At 64.4% G+C, this 19141-nt stretch carries 17 protein-coding genes; 2 read left to right on the top strand and 15 right to left on the bottom strand.

Features of this window, described 5'->3' with window-relative positions; all coding sequences use genetic code 11:
* Positions 1 to 14: 14 nt before the first annotated feature.
* Positions 15 to 515: a hypothetical protein gene (locus AB4099_RS19930; RefSeq protein ID WP_441479330.1), complete on the top strand. Its 501-nt coding sequence runs from the start codon at positions 15 to 17 to the stop codon at positions 513 to 515.
* A gap of 66 nt (positions 516 to 581) precedes the next feature.
* Here the strand turns inward: AB4099_RS19930 and AB4099_RS19925 are convergent, their stop codons facing one another.
* The 11 genes from AB4099_RS19925 to AB4099_RS19875 form a co-directional block, all read right to left on the bottom strand.
* Entirely contained in the window at positions 582 to 1514 is a 933-nt protein-coding gene (locus tag AB4099_RS19925) for a BadF/BadG/BcrA/BcrD ATPase family protein (RefSeq protein WP_441479329.1), read from the bottom strand.
* Positions 1501 to 2193: an N-acetylmannosamine-6-phosphate 2-epimerase gene (locus AB4099_RS19920; RefSeq protein WP_441479328.1), complete on the bottom strand. Its 693-nt coding sequence runs from the start codon at positions 2191 to 2193 to the stop codon at positions 1501 to 1503. The genes AB4099_RS19925 and AB4099_RS19920 overlap by 14 nt, the downstream gene beginning before the upstream one ends.
* Complete coding sequence (locus tag AB4099_RS19915; RefSeq protein ID WP_441479327.1) at positions 2190 to 3047, bottom strand: carbohydrate ABC transporter permease; 858 nt, start codon at positions 3045 to 3047, stop codon at positions 2190 to 2192. Before AB4099_RS19915 ends, AB4099_RS19920 begins: the two co-directional genes overlap by 4 nt.
* On the bottom strand, positions 3044 to 3976 hold the full coding sequence (locus AB4099_RS19910; protein WP_113515952.1) for a carbohydrate ABC transporter permease: 933 nt from the start codon (positions 3974 to 3976) through the stop codon (positions 3044 to 3046). The genes AB4099_RS19915 and AB4099_RS19910 overlap by 4 nt, the downstream gene beginning before the upstream one ends.
* 109 nt (positions 3977 to 4085) lie before the next feature.
* On the bottom strand, positions 4086 to 5357 hold the full coding sequence (locus AB4099_RS19905) for an extracellular solute-binding protein (RefSeq protein WP_113515854.1): 1272 nt from the start codon (positions 5355 to 5357) through the stop codon (positions 4086 to 4088).
* A gap of 31 nt (positions 5358 to 5388) precedes the next feature.
* Positions 5389 to 6207 (bottom strand): hypothetical protein, encoded by an 819-nt coding sequence (locus AB4099_RS19900; RefSeq protein ID WP_441479326.1) that lies wholly within the window; start codon positions 6205 to 6207, stop codon positions 5389 to 5391.
* A 276-nt stretch (positions 6208 to 6483) separates the two neighbouring features.
* Positions 6484 to 8112: an ABC transporter ATP-binding protein gene (locus AB4099_RS19895; RefSeq protein WP_113515852.1), complete on the bottom strand. Its 1629-nt coding sequence runs from the start codon at positions 8110 to 8112 to the stop codon at positions 6484 to 6486.
* Positions 8109 to 8939, bottom strand: a complete 831-nt coding sequence (locus AB4099_RS19890; protein ID WP_113515851.1) for an ABC transporter permease — start codon at positions 8937 to 8939, stop codon at positions 8109 to 8111. The genes AB4099_RS19895 and AB4099_RS19890 overlap by 4 nt, the downstream gene beginning before the upstream one ends.
* Before the next feature lie 3 nt (positions 8940 to 8942).
* A complete protein-coding gene (locus AB4099_RS19885; protein ID WP_113515850.1) occupies positions 8943 to 9920 on the bottom strand; it encodes an ABC transporter permease in 978 nt (325 codons plus the stop codon).
* 40 nt (positions 9921 to 9960) lie between these two features.
* Complete coding sequence (locus AB4099_RS19880) at positions 9961 to 11565, bottom strand: ABC transporter substrate-binding protein (protein ID WP_113515849.1); 1605 nt, start codon at positions 11563 to 11565, stop codon at positions 9961 to 9963.
* A gap of 95 nt (positions 11566 to 11660) precedes the next feature.
* Positions 11661 to 12509 (bottom strand): VOC family protein, encoded by an 849-nt coding sequence (locus AB4099_RS19875; protein ID WP_441479325.1) that lies wholly within the window; start codon positions 12507 to 12509, stop codon positions 11661 to 11663.
* 324 nt (positions 12510 to 12833) lie between these two features.
* Between AB4099_RS19875 and AB4099_RS19870 the strand changes: the two genes are divergently transcribed.
* Positions 12834 to 14162 carry an NAD(P)/FAD-dependent oxidoreductase gene (locus AB4099_RS19870; protein ID WP_441479324.1) on the top strand — a complete coding sequence of 443 codons (1329 nt, stop codon included), beginning with the start codon at positions 12834 to 12836 and terminating at the stop codon, positions 14160 to 14162.
* A 142-nt stretch (positions 14163 to 14304) separates the two neighbouring features.
* On the opposite strand, the gene AB4099_RS19865 is transcribed toward AB4099_RS19870, so the two are convergent.
* The 4 genes from AB4099_RS19865 to AB4099_RS19850 all read right to left on the bottom strand — a co-directional run bounded on the left by AB4099_RS19865 (position 14305) and on the right by AB4099_RS19850 (position 18965).
* Complete coding sequence (locus AB4099_RS19865) at positions 14305 to 15735, bottom strand: M20 family metallopeptidase (RefSeq protein WP_441479323.1); 1431 nt, start codon at positions 15733 to 15735, stop codon at positions 14305 to 14307.
* Positions 15736 to 15967: 232 nt separating this feature from the next.
* Positions 15968 to 16747 carry an ABC transporter ATP-binding protein gene (locus AB4099_RS19860; RefSeq protein WP_441479322.1) on the bottom strand — a complete coding sequence of 260 codons (780 nt, stop codon included), beginning with the start codon at positions 16745 to 16747 and terminating at the stop codon, positions 15968 to 15970.
* On the bottom strand, positions 16741 to 17811 hold the full coding sequence (locus tag AB4099_RS19855; protein WP_441479321.1) for a FecCD family ABC transporter permease: 1071 nt from the start codon (positions 17809 to 17811) through the stop codon (positions 16741 to 16743). The genes AB4099_RS19860 and AB4099_RS19855 overlap by 7 nt, the downstream gene beginning before the upstream one ends.
* An 11-nt stretch (positions 17812 to 17822) precedes the next feature.
* Positions 17823 to 18965, bottom strand: coding sequence for an ABC transporter substrate-binding protein (locus AB4099_RS19850; protein WP_441479320.1), 1143 nt, complete (start codon positions 18963 to 18965; stop codon positions 17823 to 17825).
* Positions 18966 to 19141: the final 176 nt, after the last annotated feature.

The following is a 19141-nucleotide window of genomic DNA, read 5'->3' as shown; positions in this document are numbered from 1 at the left end:
GAGGAATCGCAGCCATGACCACCACCACCCTGCCCCGGACGCTCAGCCTTCCATCAGCGCGCACCATCGCGAACCTGGCCCTCGGCGGCTTTGCTGGGCTTGGCTTCTGGGAACTGTTCTCGGCCGTCCCGACCGCGTGGTTCGCGGAGTTTCCACTGGAGCCGCCGGAGCTGGTGAAATCGCTGTTTTCCCACCAGCTCGGCCTGACGATTTCGACGCCGGTCGCGAAGCTGTTGCATTTCCTCACGGGCTTCCTGTTCTACCCGCTCGGCTATTACGCTCTGACGCGCTTTGTGAAGAGTTTCGGCATGCCCGCCGATGGTTGGATCTGGGGGGTGATCACCTATTTCATCGCGCTCGGCTTCTTCGCGCCCCTGGCCGGTCAGGCCTTCCTTCTCACCGACGTGCCGCGCCTCTCCCTCATGAGCCTGATTGGCCACGCGATCTATGGCTACCTTGCGGCCTTCGTCTTCGAGCAGCTCGAAGCGTCTTCTGCGCCGGTTCGTTCCCGCTGAGGACATAACCCGGCTCTTGCCGATGACCGGGCACATAGCGCGGTTTCAACGCCCTGTGCCCGGCTTTCAATGACCAGGGTTCGCAGCAAGCTCAACGGCCAGTCGCGCCGCGACTGCCGGTACATCGGGGCTGGCATCGGCCAAAAGCACGGGCGGCGCGACGGAGGCTGCGAAGCTCCGGGCAATGGCTGGGGAGAGCACGATCGCACGGCCGGCCAGGGCCACCGGCTTGAGGCCGACACGCCTGCGCAACGCCAGAGCAAGACGGGCGAGTTCCCGTCCTGCGCCCGCAAAGATCCGTCTCGCCTCAGGATCCCCGGCCTCATCGGCTGCGCTTACTGCAAGGGCCAAAAGCCCCAGGCTGCCGCGGTCGCCGCCATAGATGTAGACGCGGGCCGCCTCCCAGGAGCTGCCGCCAACGGCTTCGGAGAGTGCCCGGCCAATCACCGTGCTCCAGCCTGAGCCCGGCTCCTCATCTTCCCGCCGCAGCACGGACCGCAACGCCTCGGTCGCGATCCAGGTCGCCGCCCCACCATCGTCGACCAGCACGCCATAGCCGCCGGCCCGCATGATCTCACCGCCTGCCGTGAGGTGGTAGCCGATGGAGCCGGTCCCGGCATAGACGACAATGCCCTCGCCGGGCGCAAAGCGGGCGCGGTAACCGAGCCACATGTCGTCCACGACGAGCACGGATGTCTCAGCGCATCGGAAGGCATCCGCGAGCATCCTTGCGAAGAGAGCCGTCGTCGGCGAAGCCGATCCGATGCCCGTGACGCCGGCCACGATGGCGCTGAGCCGGCCGTGGCCTGCGAGCTCCGCCGCGAGCCCCGCAAAGATGCCTCGGACACGCTCATGGTCCGCCTCGGAGAAGACATGGCCCGTCATCGGCGCCACGTCGCCTCGTGCCATCACCTCGCCAGTTGCCGAGACCAGGCACCAGCGCGACGCCGTCCCGCCCGTCTCGATGCCCAGGCCCCGCCGATGCTCAAGCCCGGGCATGCGAGACAAAGCGGCGCGTGATTTCACGAGGGTTGGTGATGGCCGTGCCGACAACCACGGCATGGGCACCTGCGGCGAAGGCCGCATCAAGCTGCTCCGGCCGCTCAAAACGCCCCTCCGCCACAATCGGAGTCGAGATCGCGCTAGCGAGGGCGGCAATCAGGGCGATATCCGGCCCCGTCGCCTTCAACGCAGCGGTTTCATCGGTGTAGCCGGACAAGGTCGTGGCAATGTAGTCGGCGCCAAGCCGGGCCGCGCGCATGCCGTCCTCGAATGTCGCGCAATCCGCGAAGACGGGCTTGCCCAGTTCACCGCGGATGCGCGCGATCAGGGCCCCGAGCGGCTCGCCGTCCCGGGGCCTGTCGGTGGCATCGAGCGCGATGATGTCGGCGCCTGCGGCAGCAATCAGCGCGGCAGCGGCGAAATTGGGCGTGATGTAGACGGGAAAGCGATCGTCCCAGCGCTTGAGAATGCCGATGATCGGCAGTGTGCTAACCGCGCGGATCGCCGTGATATCGGCAGCGCCATTGGCGCGCAGGGCGAGCGCGCCGCCCTGTTCGGCCGCCTGGGCCATCGCCGCCATGAACACCGGTCCATGCAAGGGGTTATCCGCCCGCGCCTGGCAGGACACGGCGAGGCTGCCGGGCGGTATCAACTTCTGATTGGCTGGAAGTGTCACTTTACCGCCCCTGCGGTCATGCCCCGGATGAACTGGCGCGACATCACGATGTAGATGATCGTCAATGGCAGGGCGGCAATGGTGAGCCCGGCAAACAGCATGCCCCAGTCGGTGGTATATTCGCCCATGAACACCGAAAGACCCTGAGGCAGGGTCTTGCGCGCATCAGTCTGGATGAAGACGAGCGGGAAGAAGAAATCATTCCAGGTCGGCACGGCATTCTGAATCGCGGAGATGACCATCGGCGGCACGGATAGCGGCAGCATGATGGACAGCATGATCCGCGGCTCGGATGCCCCGTCGATGCGCGCGGCTTCCTCCAGTTCCGTCGGCAGCGTCCGCAGGAAACCGGTCATGATGAAGATCGTCGAGGGCAGGCCCATCGCCGTATAGATCAGGATGAGGCCGAAACGAGTGTCGAGCAGGCCGAAATCGCGCATCTGCAGGAAGAGCGGAATCACCGCGAGCTTCAAGGGCAGCATCAGGCCGGCCAGGAAGAACATGAAGATGGCCGAATTGCCGGGAAAATCGTAGCGCGCAAGCGCATAGGCCCCCATCGTGCCGAGCAGCAGGATGAGCGCGATGGACGAGCCGGTGATGATCACCGAATTGATGAAGTAGCCCGGCAGGCTTGTCTCGCCCCAGATGCGGGTGAAGTTCGCGACATAGGTGAAATCAGGAATGGAAAACGGTGCGTCAAAAATCTCCCCCGTCGTCTTGAAGGCCGAGAAGACCATGATCACGATCGGGTAGAGCATCAGGACCGAGTTGCCCACGAGCAGCGCGGCAGCAATCAGACTGCCGGGGCTGCTGCGCGGGAACAGTGGATCCGGGCTTTGGGCCTTTGCCGTCACAACGCGATCTCCCGGCGACGCAGATACTGCGTGATGAGCGTGGCGACGACCGCGATGAACATGAACATCAAGACAGCAAGCGCATTGCCGTGCCCGAAATCCTGAAGGCCTCCGCTCTGGTTGCCGAAGGCTGTGCGGTAGAAATAGAGCCCCAGCACATCGGTGGAACCGTAGGGCGAGCCGTCCAGCCCCGCCATGATGTAGGGCAGCTCGAACCAGTTGAAGGCGCCGATGAACAGCAGCGTCAGCGTGATGGTCGTGGAGGGCGCCACCAGTGGCCAGACGACGCGGGTCAACATCTGCCAGCCGCTGCAGCCATCGAGCTTGGCCGCTTCCAGGATTTCGCGGGGAATGCGCTGCATTCCGGCCAGATAGACCAGCGCGGGAAACCCGACCCAGTGCCAGGCATTGGCCATGACCAGCGCGGGCAGCGCCGTCGTCTCCTGTCCGAGCCAGGGCTGGCGCAGCCCACCGAGCCCGATCATCTCGAGAAGCTGATTGATGAGTCCGAAATTGGGATCGAGGAAGAGCTTCCACAGGAACCCGACCAGGACGGTGGACAGGATCACCGGCATGAAGATCGCGATGCGGTGAAAGCGAAAGCCGAACGGCTCCCGATAGATGAACCAGGCAAGCAAGAAACCGGCGGTGTTCTGCACCACGAAAAGCGCGAAGAAGACGAAGAGATTGTGCCGGAACGCGCGCCAGGTCAGCGCTGCGAAATGATCCCCGAACAGGACATCGCTGAAGTTCTGCAGGCCAACGAATTCTCCCTGCGCCATCCCCTCCCAGCGATAGAAGGCCGAGCTGAGTGCCACCAGCAGCGGCCAGACGACGAAGGTCAGCATCATCGCCATCGGGGGCACGATGAGAAATGCGATCCAGGCCGCGCGCCTGCGCCTTTCGCGGCTTCGATAATCAGTCTTCATGAGACCTGGCCTGTTGAAGCAGCGCTCAGGGGAAAGCCCGGCGCGCTTGTCCAAGCGCATGGTCGGGCTCTGCCGGCCACGCGCATGATGAGAGCTTCAGCCCCGGAGCTTACTTCTTGAAAGGAGCGTAGTAGGTCCCGATGCCCTTCGTGACCTCCGCACCGACTTCGGCCGGGGTCGCCTTGCCCGCGAGCATCTTCTGCACGCCGGACTGCAGCAGCACCGAGCCCGTCGGCTCCTGATAGCGGAAGTTGACCAGCATGATGTAGGACATGGCCTGCTCGTTGAGCGCCGCCACCTCCTTCAGCAACGGGTTCTCGAACTTCACGCCCTTGATCGGCGAGATGTTCTGCAGATCGTTCGAGAAGGCCGTGCCGAACTCAGGCGTCCCGAGGAAGCGCAGGAACTTGAGCGCCGCGTCCTTCTTCTTCGACGCGGCGTTGATCGCGTAGCCGCCATCGTAATAGAGCGCGACCAGCCGTTCGTCCCCGGCCTTGGCGACCGGCGAGGCGAACATCCCCAGTTTCAGCTTCGGATTCTGGCGCAGGAAGTTGGCGAGTTCGAACGAACCGCCGGCAAACATAGCTGCACGCCCGGCGGCGAAGAACTGCTGCGACGCGGCATAATCCACGCCCGAGAAATTCGGGGCGAAGTACTCCTTCAGCTCGTTCAGCTTGGCGAGAGCGCCAACGAAGCGCGGATCGGTGAAGTCGGCCTTGCCGGCGAGCACGTCCTGCTCGAACTGCTTGCCGATCTGGGAGGAGAGCAAGGCGCCGACGATGGTCTCGTTCTGCCACGAGGTGGCGGTTCCGTTGCCGAAGGGGGTGATGCCCTTCTCCTTCAGCGTCTTCGAAACGGCAACGAGCTCGTCCCATGTCGCAGGCGGCGTGACGCCGGCTTTCTCGAACAGATCCTTGTTGTAGATGATCAGCATGGTCTGCGAGGCGAAGGGCACCGCATAAAGCTTGCCATCGGACCGCATGGTCTCTGCCGCCACCGCCGACGCGGGGAAATTCTCGAATTCCGGCACCATCGTCTTGTCGAGCGGCACGAGATAGTCCGGCTTACCGACGCCAAGCGTGCCGTAAGCACGCACCTGCACAATGTCCGGCCCGGTGCCGCCGGCAAGAGCGGTCGACAGGACGGTCGGGTAGTTCGCGGCTTCGAAGGCCTCGAACTTAACATTGATGTCTGGATGTTTCTTGCGGAACGCCTCGATGAACTTGGCGTAGGCCGCCTTGTCTTCCTGGCGCCAGCTCCACAGGGTGAGGTCCTCCGCCTGCACCGGAGCCGCAAGGACTGTCGCGGCGGCGAAAGCCGTCAGGGCAAGCTTGCCAAGCGCGCGCCTCAAGATGGATCTGGTCAGAACCCCGGCCAACATGTCTACTCTCCCTCGTTGAATGCAACGTTTGTTATTGTTGGATGAATTCGGCCGCCGGCAGGTCCGGCGTCACGACGAGCGCCGTGGCATCATCGTGGATTTTGACGCGGTTGAACCGTTCCGTCCGTGGATCTCCGCTCTCGAGCCGGCGCAGGTCATCGACAAGCGCGGCCGCGCCGTCGCTCACCACCGCCTGCATGAGACCAGCCTCGTCATAGCGTTTCAAGACATCGACAAGGCGCATGAACCCGTCGGAAGCGAGCAGCACCGTCGCCGTCGGAGAGACGGTCGTGACGAAGGAACGCAAGCCCCCGCGCCACGGAAGCCCGGGGTGAACAGCCCAATAGCCGTCCGGTCGGTTCAGGAAACGGCGGTTCTCGTGAATCTGCGCCAGAGCGGGCGCCGAAATCGGCTCACCTTCACGCCGCAGGCCGGTTCCGGCTGCCGCGATTGTCCTGGCCTCGAACGGGCCTGCCGAAGGGTCTGTCCAGCGCTCCATGCGCCTGCCATCGCGGATGATGATCGACACATCGCCAATCACCACGCCCTCGATACGGCAGGATTGCCCCGTGGGTGAAAGGCGCAGGAGGCCCAGGACAGCAGAAGGCCCCTCTCCTCCGACACGCTCAGGCTGACCGTCCCCCAGCGCAGCGTAATCTCGGGTAACGGTCGCCTCGAGAGTTGCCGCGATCTCGGAAAGCGGAGCTTCGTCGCGCATGTTAGAGCGCAGGATCTCATCGACACGCTGCGCGAGCCAGGCCCCTTCCGATTGCTGCTCCGTTCGGGCAGCGCCCGAGAAAAAGGCCGCCCCATCGATGATCCAGGCATGCGAGCCGGCAGATCCGGTCATGTCCTCGTTGAAAGGGGCACTACCCTTGTCGCTGACCTGCGACAGGATGCGCCAGCCGACCGATGCCTTCGGAACGGCACAGATGGCGGGACGTTCTGCGGACCCTGAAAGAGACCCCTCGCCTGCCACTGTTCCGCGTGCTCCCGCTTCGCGCGTTCAGCGCGATCAACACCCTCTGGTACGATACCAATATAGAACCAGTTTATGCTGTTCAAGCCGGAAAATGGCCACCCCTCACGCGTACGGGCGAAGGGGCACGACAGGCGTCTGAAAAGGTCAGCCCTCCTGCTGCTCGGCCACCCGCTCCAGCCCGAACTCGCGCCCGGGAATCGAGGCGAGCAGCGCTTGGGTATAGGGGTGCTGCGGATCGCCGAAGACCGCGCCGATGGGCCCGGCCTCCACCACCTCTCCGCTCTTCATGACAGCGACAAGATCACAGACCTGCGCTGCCACGCGCAGGTCATGGGTGATGAAGACGATTGACAGGCCGAGGCGCTGGCGCAGTTCCGCCAGCAGCTTAAGCACCTGCGCCTGTACCGATACGTCGAGCGCGGAGACGGGCTCGTCCGCCACCAGTACATCCGGCTCCAAAGCCAATGCCCGGGCAAGCCCGATCCGCTGGCGCTGGCCGCCCGAGAACTCGTGCGGATAGCGCTCGGTTGCGGCGGGGTCGAGACCAACGAGGCCAAAGAGTTCCTTGGCGCGCGCCAATGCCTGCGCTCGCGGCATGCCGTGAACGACGAGTCCTTGCGCGACCGCTTCCCCCGCCTTGCGGCGCGGGTTGAGCGAGGCAAACGGATCCTGGAACACCATCTGGATATGGCGCGTCTCGGCCCGCATCTGCTCGCGGGTCAGACAGGCGAGGTCGCGGCCATTCAGGCGGATCTCGCCGCTCTCGGGATCGATCAGGCGTACGAGGCAGCGCGCCAATGTCGACTTGCCGGAACCGGACTCGCCGACGATGCCGAGCGTGCCGCCCTTGGGCAGCACCAGCGAAACATCCTTGACCGCATGGGTGACACGCTGGCCGCGACCGAAGAAGCCACCAGTGCGATAGGTCTTCGAGACATGCTCGATGGTCAGGATCGGATCGCTGGAGAGCGGGCGCGGAGGTGGAGCCTTCAGTGGCGGCACTGCTGCGATCAGTTGCTTCGTGTAAGCGTGCCGGGGATTGCCCAGCACCGCGCTCGCCGTGCCCTCCTCGACGACGCGGCCCTGGCTCATCACCGCGACGCGGTCGGCGATTTCGGCAACGACACCGAAATCATGGGTGATGAACAGAACGGCCGTGCCCTTGCGCCGCTGCAGGTCGCGAATGAGTTCGAGGATCTGCGCCTGGGTGGTGACGTCGAGCGCAGTCGTCGGCTCGTCGGCGATCAGCACCCTGGGATCGAGTGCGAGTGCCATGGCGATCATGGCGCGCTGGCGCTGGCCGCCCGAGAGTTCATGGGGATAAGCCTTGATCGCCGAAGCCGGATCGGGAATCCGGACCTCGTCGAGCAGGGCAAGGACCCGCGTCCTGATCTCGCCAGCCAGCAGATCCGTATGGATCTCGAACATCTCGCCAATCTGGTCGCCAATGCTGCGCAAGGGATTCAGCGCGGTCATCGGCTCCTGGAAGATCATCGCGATGCCGGCGCCGCGCACCTTGCGCATCTCGGCCTCGCTTACATCGGCAAGGTTGCGGCCCTCGAAGAGGATGCGCCCACCGTCGATCGCGACCCCGCCCGGCAGCAGCCGCATGATGGCATTGGCCGTCATCGACTTGCCGGAGCCGGATTCGCCGACGACGCAGAGGATCTCATTGGCCGCCAGGGAGAGCGACACATTCGCCATGGCGTGCGACCGGTCGGCGCCGGCCGGCAGCTTCACGCTGACATCGTCGAGGACAAGGATCGGGGTCATCGGCTCTTCAGCCTCGGATTGAGAGCGTCATTGAGCCCCTGCCCGACCAGCGAGACGGCGAGCACGGTGACGAGGATCGCGATGCCGGGAATGGCCGAGACATACCACTGCACGCGCAGCACATCGCGCCCTGCCCCGATCAGGTTGCCCCAGGAGGCAACATTCGGATCGGAGAGCTTCAGGAAGGCGAGCGCGCTCTCAAGCAGGATCGCGACCGCCATTACGACGCTGGCATAGACGATCACCGGCGGTAATGCGTTCGGCAGGATCTCGCCGAAGATCAGCTTGATGTCCTTCAGCCCGAGCGTGCGGCCTGCCTGCACGAACTCGCGGTTGCGCAGAGACAGGAACTCGGCGCGCGTCAGTCGCGCCGAAGCCGGCCATGAAACGATGCCGATGGCGACCGTCACCGTGGTGATGGTCGAGCCGAACACCGCGACGAGCACCAGCAGCAGCAAAAAGTTCGGCAATGTCTGGAAGGCCTCGGTCACGCGCATCAGTACGGTGTCGACCCAGCTGCCGTAATAGCCGGCGAAGGCGCCGATCGTGATGCCGATCATGACCGAGATGAAGGTCGCGACCAGACCGATCAGCAGCGAAATGCGTGCGCCATGAAAGATTTGCGCGGCGATGTCGCGGCCGGAATTGTCGGTCCCGAGCAGGAAGCGCGGATTGCTGAAGGGCCAGATCAGCGGCCGCCCGGCGAGCGCCAGCGGATCCCGCGGATAGAGCCAGTCAGCCGTCGCCGCCATGGCCAGGACGAGGATGAACAGCAGCAGGCCGATGACGGCCGAGGGACTGCGGAAATAGAGCTTTGCGAACTCCATGGCTCAGGCTCCCGCCGTGATGCGCGGATCGAGCCGGGCATAAAGCAGGTCGACGATGAAATTGACCGCGATGACCAGCAGCGCCGAGACGAAGATGATGCCGAGCAAGGTGTTGAGATCGCGCTGCACGACCGATTCATAGGCAAGCCGCCCAAGCCCCGGCAGCGAGAACACGCTCTCCACCACCACAGAACCGCCCAGCATCGTACCGGCCTGCAGGCCGATCAGCGTCACCATCGGCAGCAGCGCATTGCGCAGGACGTGCCGCACCACCACCCGCGTCTCATCCATGCCCTTGGCCCGCGCCGTGCGGACGAAATCGAGGTTGAGCACCTCGAGCATGGAGCCGCGCATGATGCGCAGATAGATCGCCATGTAGAACAGGCCGAGCGTCAGGGTCGGCAGGATGAGGTGCTTGGCGATGTCGAGCGTGCGGGCCAGCCCGGTCAGGCTGACTGTGATATCCTCGAAACCTCCGGCCGGCAGCCATTGCAGGTAGATCGAGAACACGACGATCGCCATCAGCCCGAACCAGAAGGTCGGCATGGCGTAGAAGATCAGCCCGAGCGTCGAGATCAGGGTATCGGGCCATCTGTTGACGCCGCGCGCCGCGATCACCCCGAAGATCAGTCCGAAGAAGAAGGCGAAGGACAGCGAGGCGCTCATTAGCAGGATCGTCGCCGGCAGCCGCTCGGCAATCACGGTCACGACCGGCTTGCCGTAGATCGCCGAGAAGCCAAGATCGAGCCTGACCAACCGCCAGAGATAATTGCCGAGCTGGGCCCAGACCGAGAGATCGAGCCCGTAGAACTCGCGTAGGTGGCGGGCGGTGGCGGCATCGCCTCCGCCCATTTGCGCCATCATTGCATCGACCGTATCGCCCGGCGCGAATTGCAGCAGCAGGAACACCCCGATCAGGATCAGGATCAGGGTCGGAATCGAGGCGGCGAGACGCCGCCCCGCAAGAGCTAATACGCGCATGGGAACTGGCCGGTTTCGACTGCGGAGGCTGGTGGACGCGTCACTCCGCCAACCAAAGATCGTGCCAGGAGCTCGAGCCCCAGCGCGGCGTGTTGGAATGGTTGCGGGCCTTGGCGTTGATCACCGTCAGGAAGATCTGCTCGATCGGCGTCCAGATCGGCAGCTCGGTGTTGGCGCGCCGCACGAAGTCGCCATAGAGCGCCTTGCGCTTCGCCGGATCCACCTCGGTCGCCGCGTCGTCGATGATCTTGTCGATCGTCGGATCGGTCCAGTCCCATTGATTGGTCCATGGCGCACCCTTGGGCTGCCCAGAGCGATACCACACCGTCGTCGAGACCGCAGGATCATTGCGGTACTGATGCCAGCCCGTAGCCAGGTCGAAGGCGTGGTCGTCATAGACCTGCTTCAGGTAGCCGCCCCCATCGTTGCGCACGATCTCGACCTTGATGCCGACATTGGCGAGCGACTGCTGGATGAAGGTTGCAAAGAGCGTGATGTCCTCGCCCCATGGAGCCGGCAGCAGGCGCACCGAGAAGCGCGTCCCGCCGGCGCCGGCCTTGAACCCGGCTTCGTCAAGCAGCTTCGTGGCGAGTGCCTTGTCGAAGGGATATTGCGGGCCGTTATCGGCCGGATAGAAATCGGTCGAGACGGAGGGGACCGGACCTGTGCCGAGCTTGGCGAAATCGCCGAGGAAATTCTCGATGAAGAACGGGATGTCGAGCGCATGCGCGATGGCGCGCCTGACCCGGATATCTGCGAGTTCCTTGCGGCGGAAATTGAACTCGATCGTGTTCGTGCGGGCGTTGCCCTCGTTGCCCTTGGTCGAAACGATGAAGCGCGGATCCTTGCCGAGACGGGCGGAATCCGAGATCGTCAGGCCCGAGAACGGGCTGTAGTGGATCTGTCCGGCTTCCATCTGGGCGGCTGCGGCAGCGCGATCGGTGACCACACGCCAGACGACGCGATCGAGATAGGGGGCGTTGGCGCGCCAGTAGTTCGGGTTGCGGTCGGCAATGATGTGCTGGCCCCGCTCGTACTGCGCGAACTTGAACGGCCCCGTGCCGACTGGTGCGAGATTGACCGGGTTCTGGCGGATGTCGCCCTTGCCTTCGTAGAGATGGCGCGGCGAGATGTAGCCGAGATCGGGTAGCGCGCGCAGCAACAGGTTGAGCGGCATCGGGCGCTCGTAGCGGAACACCGCCGTCAACGGGTCGGGCGTATCGACGGCGGTAAGGAAGAGCTGCAGCGTGGTGCCGTAGTTGAGGATCTTCTTCCACATCTCCATCGCAGTGAACTGCACGTCTGCGGAGGTGAACGGCTTGCCGTCATGCCAGGTCACGCCCGGCCGCAGCTTGAACGTGATCGTCTTGCCGTCGGGCGCAGCCTCCCAGCTCTCGGCGAGCACACCGACCGGCTGGCCGGTGGCGTCGAGATCGACCAATTGTTCCTGGATCTTGCCGCCGATGATGTAGACGCCGGTCGAGGCCTGCAGGCTCGGGTTCAGCTGGCGCTGCTCAGCGCCGTAATGGACGGTGAAGACCCCGCCCTTGCGCGGCGTCTCCTGGGCGAAGGAGCGCATCGGAAACAGCACGTTGGAAGCGATGGCAGCGCTTGTCAGCAGCGCGGCGCGGCGGGTCATGTCCATGGAGACCTCCTGGGTCCGGTGTTCGATAAGGGCAGGACCGGCATTCACGATGATCCGGTCATCAGGCTGTTCTCAAAGGGAAGCCAAGGCTTCCGTCACGATACGAAGCTGACGATCACGCCATTGGCGGAGTCGGCCGGTACGCTGACGGCGCTGCCATGGCGCACCGCGAGCGGGCCGAGCGCCTTGGCAGGGCCTTCGAGATCGGCACTCGCCAGGACGATCGCGGTTGCGCCGGCGGGAGCCGCACCGATCCGCACCGCATCAGGATAGCGCCGCGCAAAACCGGCCGCATCATAGAACAGGAAATCGGCCCGCTTGCCGCCCGACGGCACCAGCCAGCCGTCATCCTGCGGACGTGCAGGCTCGTCGATCAAACGGCTGAGATGCCCGGCGGCCGCCTTCGGATCTGCCGCGAGGACCTCGACCCGGACGATGCGGCTTGCGCCGTTGGCATGTTTCTGGAGCTCAGGGATCCAGACCGTGTCGCGCGTCAGATGCTGGCAGGCAAAGATGCGCAGCCCGCCGGGACTCTCGTTCAGCGGCCAACGGAAGACATTGAACTTCGCTTCGCCCGTCCCGCCATTCGGCAGATCCACCGGGCGACCGAAATGCACGGGCCCCAGGGCGTCGAGGCCACGGCTCTTGAGTTCGGCTGCGCCAGCGGCAGCATCATCCGTGGTGAAGGCAGCGCGCTCCAGCCCTTCCCGGTTCTTCAGATAGTCCCGGGTCGGCTTGTTCTGATCCGTCTCGGTCAGCACGCCGAGCAGCTCGAGATAGTCCTCTCCGAACATGATCGTGTAGTTGCCGGTGCCCAGGATAGGCGAATGGGTGCCACGCGGAGAGACCGTGAAACCGAGGCGCTCCCATTGCCGGGCAGAAGCATCGAGATCGCGGACGGTCACGACGACATGATCGAGACCGAGAATGTGCTTGAGCGACATGACGCCCCCTTTGAACAAGAACCCAACGGAAGCAGAGTTCATCCGAACGAACAGAGGGGCGCAACCACTTCGAGATGACGATTCCAGCAGCCCCGGCTGCGCGGCACACATAGCGTCCGGAGAATAGTATTTTCAACAACCCGAGCGAGAAAGCCTAAATTTGGTAGATTCCATTCGTCATCGCCCAGAAAAATAGAAAACTGTTCTCCTCAGAGCAAATCGCTGGAACCAACCTACTTGCGAGCGGGCGGTCATGGCGGCAAGTATGCGCAAGCTCCTGCCAAACGGGCTTTGACCAGCCCGCCTTGCGAAAGATCGCCGCCGATGACTGCTCCGCCCTCCGTCGCCTGGCCTCCCTCTCTCTGGGCCGCCACCGCCCGGCCTGGGCCTGTACTCAGCGCGCTCGAAGGGGATGTCCAGACCGATGTCGTGGTGATTGGTGCCGGCTTCACCGGCCTCTCGACTGCGATCCATCTGCGCGAGCGCGGCGTCGACGTTACGATCGTGGAAGCAGCCGAGCCCGGCTGGGGCGCCTCGGGGCGCAACAATGGCCAGGTCATTCCGACGCTAGCCGGCCACGATCCCTCCGCGATGGTGAAACGCCATGGCGAAGCCGGCGAACGCTTCAACGCGGTGCTGCGCGACAGCGCTCAGTACCTGTTCGACCTCGTGCGGAAATACGACATCCCGGCAGAGGCCGAACAGGCCGGCTGGATCCAGCCAGTCCATTCGCCGGGCCGCTTCAAGCTCGCCGAGAAGCGGGTGCGCGAATGGTCGGCGATCGGGGCGCCGGTCGAGCTGCTCGATCGCGCCGCGGCGGCGGAGATGCTCGGCTCGGATGCCTGGTTCGGCGGCTTCTGGAACCGCAGCGGCGGTCATATCAATCCGCTCGCTCTCACCCGCGGACTGGCCGAGGTCGCGCTGAAGCTCGGCACAACCATCTATGCGCGGTCGCCCGCCACATCGATGAGCCATGCCAATGGCCGCTGGACCGTCAAGACCGCGCGCGGCTCGGTCATCGCTCGCGCGCTCGTGCTGGCGACCAATGCCTATACCGGCGAGTTCGAGCGCGATCTGGCCCCCGAGATCGCCAGCGAGGTCATCCCTGTCCTGTCCTGGCAGATGGCGACAAAGCCGGTCAGCGACAACATCGCCAAGACCGTCATCCCGGGCCGCCAGGCGATGTCGGACACCCATCGCGAGCTCTATTTCGCCCGATGGGACGCCCGCAATCGTCTTGTCACCGGCGGCGCCGCAGTGCTGCCGGGCGATGGCGGTGTCAATCTGCGCCCGCAGGTTGCGGCGCGGCTGAAACGACTCTGGCCGCTGCTCGGCGATGTCGAGTTCGACTATGTCTGGTCGGGCTATGTCGGGATGACCCCCGACAATCTGCTCCAGCCGCAGGTGCCGGGCTATCCGCGCATCCACCGTCTCGGGCCGGACGGATTTGCCTGGGTCGGATGTAATGGCCGAGCCGTAGCGCTGTCCATCTCGCTCGGTCGCGAACTTGCCAGGGCGACGCAAGGCACGGCGATCGAGACGCTCGGCCTGCCCTTGTCCGAGCCAAGGCCCCAACCGTTCCGCGCGATCGTGCGCCGGATCGCGCCGCTGGCGCTGCCGCTCTATCGGCGGCTGGACGCGACCGAGATCTGAGCACTCCTCGCACGATGCTGGTGAGCACGGCAGCGCCCGCCCGGTCGATCCGGAGCTCCGGCGCCATTTGGAACATCATCGCCCGGACGATGGCCCGGGCGATCCTTGCTGAGCCAAAACGGCTCGTGGCCCGATGCCCCGCTCAGTGAGCCGCCATGTCGAGCGGCGGTTCGATATCGTCGGTGATCGGGTTCTGGAACGGGTTTTCGGTGCGGAACGCAGCGAAGTCAGCCTGGGCCGCCTTGAGCAGCGCCGGCTGGGACAAGACATCGACCGCGACCCCGGCCATAGCCTTGGCCGCAAGCGAAAGCCCCTTATGCGCGGCCGGCGCGAGGCCCTGCGCAACCAGTTGCCAGGAATGTCCGGGCGTGCCCACCGCATAGCAGGCAACGCGGCATTGCACGGTGGGGACGACCCAGCTCACCGTTCCAACATCGGTGGACCCCACGGAGAGGGCCGCGACATAGTCCAGCGGATAGATATCGTCGCTGAGTGCTTCACCCTCCCGTACGGACAGCCCGAAGCGGCCATAGGAGGCGCGAATATCCTCTTTGGAAAAGGTCTTCTGGAACTCTGCCGCGAAGGCCCGGTCAGCGGCATCGAAACCAGGCCCGCCGAGCCGGATGAGGTTCGCGTGCATCGCCTCTTCGAGCGGACGATTGCCGACGAGGTTGGCATCGCCCGACAATTGCTGCGCAACGACTGAAGTCTCCGTCATCAGAGCAGCGCCATCGGCGATCGCCTTGACCCGCCGCACCAGGTCCCACATCTCGCTGAGCGTCCGGGCGCGGATCAAATGACGCACCGTCGCCTGTGCCTGCACGACATTCGGCGCGATGCCGCCGGCATCGATGATCGCGTAATGCACACGCGCATCGCTCGGCATGTGCTCGCGCATGTAGTTGACGCCGATATTCATCAACTCGACCGCATCGAGCGCACTGCGACCGAGATGCGGCGAGGCAGCCGCATGGGATGCGCGGCCCCGGAAGGTAAACTCGACCTCGACACAGGCAAGCGAGATCGCCTTGCTGACACCGGTGAATGAGGAGGGATGCCAGCAGATCGCGACATCGACATCGTCAAAGAGCCCGGCGCGCACCATGAAGCCCTTGGACGAGCCGCCCTCCTCGGCGGGGCAGCCGTAATAGCGCACGCGTCCCTTGATGCCGTTCGCAGCCAGCCAGTCCTTGACGGCGGTCGCGGCAAGCAACGAGGCCGAACCGAGCATGTTGTGGCCGCAGCCATGGCCATTGCCCCCCGACATGATCGGGCGTTGCTCGGCGACGCCGGCCTCCTGGCTCAGTCCGGGCAGCGCGTCATATTCGCCGAGGATCGCAATGACGGGACCGTCCTCGCCCGACTCGCCGATCAGTGCCGTCGGAAGACCGGCGACGCCCTTCTCGACACGGAAGCCTTCCTTCTCGAGCATCGCGGCGTGTTCGGCGGCCGAACGCTCCTCCTGATAATTCAGTTCGGGCATGGCCCAGACGCGATCGCTAAGCTCGAAGAAAGCCGGACTTTTGGCATCCGCCAACCGCCAGATCTCGGCGGTGTTCTGCTGATCGGTCATATCCTGCTCCTGGCTCTTTCCTGCCCATGCCGTCGCACGGCCGATCGCTCGGATCGGTCTCTGCGCAAACGCGCATCACGACATCAGACCAAACGGCCCGGGCGGCAACCCGGTGAGGAGCATGGGGCCCGATCGCGCCATGCAGCCAGCGCAGGATTCCGCACAGACAGGAACTTGCCCAGGCCGCAAGGCGTCAGGAGGGCACGACGTTGCCGGTCTGGACGACCGATCCTTATGCGGCGTGGCGCGTGGAGCCCTCGACGACGACATAGGGCTCACCGCTCGACAGGCCTTCGACGCGCGCCCTGACGCCATAGACCTCGCCCAGCAGCGACGGCGTCACGATCTCGCGCGGCGCACCGATCGCGACCAGGCGCGTCTTCGCCAGGACAAGGACCCTGTCGGCGACGCGCAACGCCTGATTGAGATCGTGGATCGAGATCAGGACGCACATGCCGCGGTCGCGCGCCAGTCGACGCACGAGCGATAGCACCTCGAACTGGCGATGCAGATCGAGCGCGCTCGTCGGCTCGTCGAGCAGGAGGATGTCCGGTTCGCGCGCCAGCGTCTGGGCGATCGAAACCAGCTGACGCTGGCCGCCGCTGAGTTCCCCAAGCCCCCTGAAGGCGAGATCTTCGATCTCGAGATCGCGCAGCACGCGATCGATCCGCTTGAGCTCGTCATCGCTGACCGACCATGTCCCGCCCTGCTTGAAGGCGAGCAGGATCGATTCGTAAACCGTGAGCACTGCGTTGACCGCCGTATCCTGCGGCAGGTAGCAGGACAACGGCGTGCGGCGCCCGGGCACGGAGCTCTCGCCGGAAATGCTGACCTCGCCCGGCCCTGGCACAAGGCCGGCAATCCGTCGAAAGAGGCTCGACTTGCCGGCCGCGTTCGGGCCGATCACAGCAATGACCTCCCCGCCGCTGAGCAGCGGCGTGGTCACTTCGCTCAGGACGACCTTGCGGCCGTAGCGGACGCCGACATCGCGAAGCTGTAGGCCAACTACCATGACCGCTTCCGATTGGTCAGGATCAAGCTGAAGAAGAACGGCACGCCGATGAGCGCCGTTACGATGCTGATCGGGAAGATGAGGCCCGGTATCAGCGACTTGCTGACGACCGAAGAGGCCGAGAGGATGGCGGCGCCGGCAAGCGCGGACGCCGGCAGGAAGAAGCGCTGGTCCTCGCCGATCACCATGCGAGCGATATGCGGGCCGACGAGGCCGATGAAGCCGATCGTGCCGACGAAGGACACGGGCACGGCCGCCAGCAGGCTGACCAGCAGCATGATCTCCAGCCGCAGCCGCCTGACATCGATGCCGAAGCTTGCCGCCTTCTCGTCACCGAGACGCAGCGTGGTGAGGGCCCAGGCGCGGCGCATGAAGAAGGGCACGCACAGGACAACTACGGCACTGGTGATCGCAAGCTTGTTCCAGCTTGCCTTCGTCAGGCTCCCCATCATCCAGAAGACGACAGCGCCAAGCGCCTGCTCGGAGGCGAAGAACTGCAGCAATGCGAGCAAGGCGTTGAAGGTGAAGACCAGGGCGATGCCGAGCAGGATCACAGTCTCGGTCGTCACGCCGCGGGACTGGCTGAGCACATGGATCAGCATGGCAGCCCCCATCGCCGCGATGAACGCGTTCAGCGGCACGATGTAATCGACGGCGAACGGCAGGATCGCGACGCCGAACACGAGTGCGAGCGCCGCACCAAAACTGGCGGCGGCCGATATCCCGAGCGTAAACGGGCTTGCGAGCGGATTGTTCAGGATCGTCTGCATCTGGGCGCCCGCCATGGCCAGCGATGCTCCGGTCACGACCGCCATCAACGCCACCGGCAAGCGGATGTCCCAGATCACGACGCGCACGGCCACCGGGACGCTGTCCGGCATTACCAGCGCGCGCACGACATCGGACGCCGCATAGCGGGCCGGGCCGATCATCAGGTCGGCGATGAAGCTCAGCAGCAGCAGCAGGAAAAGTCCGGCGAGGATCATGCGCCGGCGCGCGTTCAGGGCGCGATAGCTCGATCGCCCTCCATCCTCTCGCGCCACCTCGGCAGCAGCGCCGCTCATGCCGATCTCGCTCACCCCTTGCCCCCGACGGTCACCCAGTAGCCGGGCTGATAAGGCAGGGGCAGAAAGCGCTCATGCAGCGTCTTCAGCGTGGCATCGGCATCGACATCCCCAAACAGGTCGGGATGCAGCCACTTCGCAATCTCCTGGATCGCGACGAACTGGTAGGGGCTGTTGTAGAACTGGTGCCAGATGCCATGGACGCGGCCGTTCTTGACGGCAGCGGTCTGGGCGAAGGCGGGGCGGCGCGACAGCGCCGTGAGCTTGCGGCGCGCCTCGATCAGGTCGACGCCGGGGCCAAGGCCGACCCAGGCCCCACCCGGGACATAGGCCTCCCAATTGCCGCCGGTGACGATGACGACATCGGGATTGGCGGCCACGACTGCCTCGGCATTGACCGTACCGAAGGTCCCGGGGATCAGGTCGCCCGCAAAATTCTTGCCCCCGGCGATCTCGACCATCTTGCCGAAATTCTCGTTCCCGAATGACATGCAGCAATCGTCGGAATAGCCCCCGGCGCGCTCGATCATCACGACCGGGCGCTTCAACGCCGTAGCCTTGGCAAGACGGTCCGTCACCAGCGAGATCTGCTCGGCCCGGAACCTGATGAAATCCTCCGCAAGCGCCTCCTTGCCGAAGAGCTTGCCGATCACTCGCATGGAGGGTTCGGTGTTCTGGAAGGGTTTCTCGCGGAAATCGACATAGACGACGGGAATGCCGACGGAGGCGAGCTTTTCGACCAGCTTGGCCTCGTCGCTGGCGATCTTCGCCTCGACATTCAGGAAGAGAACGTCCGGCTTCAGCGCGATCGCCTGCTCGACGTCGAATGCGCCCTCCTTCATGCCGCCGAAATTCGGCAGTTTGGCAATGGCGGGATAGCGGGCGAGATAGGCCTTGTAACTGTCGGGGTCGGCTTTCGGCAGATCGTCGCGCCAGCCGACGACACGCTTGAACGGATCGTCCCTGTCGAGCGCGGCGACGAAGTACATCTGCCGCCCTTCGCCAAGGATCACGCGTTCGACTGGCGCGTTGACCTCGACCGCGCGGCCGAGAACATCCGTGACGCTGACCTTCTCCGCCAAGGCAGGCAACGTCGATGCGATGAGGCCAATGGTCAGAGTGGCTGCTTTAATAACCTTGTGAAGCAATGCCATCATGCCACCACCTAAACCTCGTCTGAGCTGGGCGGCTCGTATGAAATGACACAAGGTCGGTCAAGGCATATCTTTTAGAATACGTCCAATCTACTTGATTAAACCAATTCTAAAGTGAAGAACGGGCCGATCATCCACAAAACTTGTCAGCACAAACCGACGGAAAGACTTGTGAG

This window comes from Allobosea sp. 2KB_26, assembly GCF_052115715.1.
Classification (GTDB): Bacteria; Pseudomonadota; Alphaproteobacteria; order Rhizobiales; family Beijerinckiaceae; genus Allobosea.
Note: the sequence above shows the minus strand (reverse complement) of the source record. Positions and strands in the feature narration are given on the sequence as shown.

Coding starts and splice junctions, on each gene's coding strand:
- AB4099_RS19930 (WP_441479330.1), top strand. CDS start 15: ATGACCACCACCACCCTGCCCCGGACGCTCAGCCTTCCATCAGCGCGC.
- AB4099_RS19925 (WP_441479329.1), bottom strand. CDS start 1,514: ATGCCCGGGCTTGAGCATCGGCGGGGCCTGGGCATCGAGACGGGCGGG.
- AB4099_RS19910 (WP_113515952.1), bottom strand. CDS start 3,976: ATGAAGACTGATTATCGAAGCCGCGAAAGGCGCAGGCGCGCGGCCTGG.
- AB4099_RS19905 (WP_113515854.1), bottom strand. CDS start 5,357: ATGTTGGCCGGGGTTCTGACCAGATCCATCTTGAGGCGCGCGCTTGGC.
- AB4099_RS19900 (WP_441479326.1), bottom strand. CDS start 6,207: ATGACCGGATCTGCCGGCTCGCATGCCTGGATCATCGATGGGGCGGCC.
- AB4099_RS19895 (WP_113515852.1), bottom strand. CDS start 8,112: ATGACCCCGATCCTTGTCCTCGACGATGTCAGCGTGAAGCTGCCGGCC.
- AB4099_RS19890 (WP_113515851.1), bottom strand. CDS start 8,939: ATGGAGTTCGCAAAGCTCTATTTCCGCAGTCCCTCGGCCGTCATCGGC.
- AB4099_RS19885 (WP_113515850.1), bottom strand. CDS start 9,920: ATGCGCGTATTAGCTCTTGCGGGGCGGCGTCTCGCCGCCTCGATTCCG.
- AB4099_RS19880 (WP_113515849.1), bottom strand. CDS start 11,565: ATGGACATGACCCGCCGCGCCGCGCTGCTGACAAGCGCTGCCATCGCT.
- AB4099_RS19875 (WP_441479325.1), bottom strand. CDS start 12,509: ATGTCGCTCAAGCACATTCTCGGTCTCGATCATGTCGTCGTGACCGTC.
- AB4099_RS19870 (WP_441479324.1), top strand. CDS start 12,834: ATGACTGCTCCGCCCTCCGTCGCCTGGCCTCCCTCTCTCTGGGCCGCC.
- AB4099_RS19865 (WP_441479323.1), bottom strand. CDS start 15,735: ATGACCGATCAGCAGAACACCGCCGAGATCTGGCGGTTGGCGGATGCC.
- AB4099_RS19860 (WP_441479322.1), bottom strand. CDS start 16,747: ATGGTAGTTGGCCTACAGCTTCGCGATGTCGGCGTCCGCTACGGCCGC.
- AB4099_RS19855 (WP_441479321.1), bottom strand. CDS start 17,811: ATGAGCGGCGCTGCTGCCGAGGTGGCGCGAGAGGATGGAGGGCGATCG.
- AB4099_RS19850 (WP_441479320.1), bottom strand. CDS start 18,965: ATGGCATTGCTTCACAAGGTTATTAAAGCAGCCACTCTGACCATTGGC.